1 protein-coding gene is annotated in these 273 nt (G+C 57.1%); it reads left to right on the plus strand.

All coding sequences use genetic code 11. The features are described from left to right. Position 1 precedes the first annotated feature (1 nt). On the plus strand, positions 2-273 hold a 272-nt coding region (locus tag ABG80_RS22380), incomplete at its 3' end, for a protein rep (RefSeq protein WP_268760925.1).

Raw genomic sequence — 273 nt, forward strand, 5'->3', positions numbered from 1 at the left:
GCTGCATGCGGCCAGCTTCTGCATGAAGCACCTGCTTTGCCCTCTGTGTGCCATTAGACGGGGCGCTAAGTCGATGAAAGCCTACTTGGATAGGTGGGAGGTCATCCGAGCCGAGAAAACGGCTCTGAGGCCTTTTGTGGTGACTTTGACGGTGAAGAACGGTGATGACCTGGCTGAACGCTTTAAGCACCTTCATAGAGCCCAGCGCGAGCTATGGAAACGCCGGCAACGTGGTCGCGGCTCTGTGCTCGATGGTGTTGTGGGCGCTGTTTG

Origin of the sequence: Aquabacterium parvum (assembly GCF_001447195.1) — a bacterium.
Lineage (GTDB): Bacteria > Pseudomonadota > Gammaproteobacteria > Burkholderiales > Burkholderiaceae_C > Aquabacterium > Aquabacterium parvum.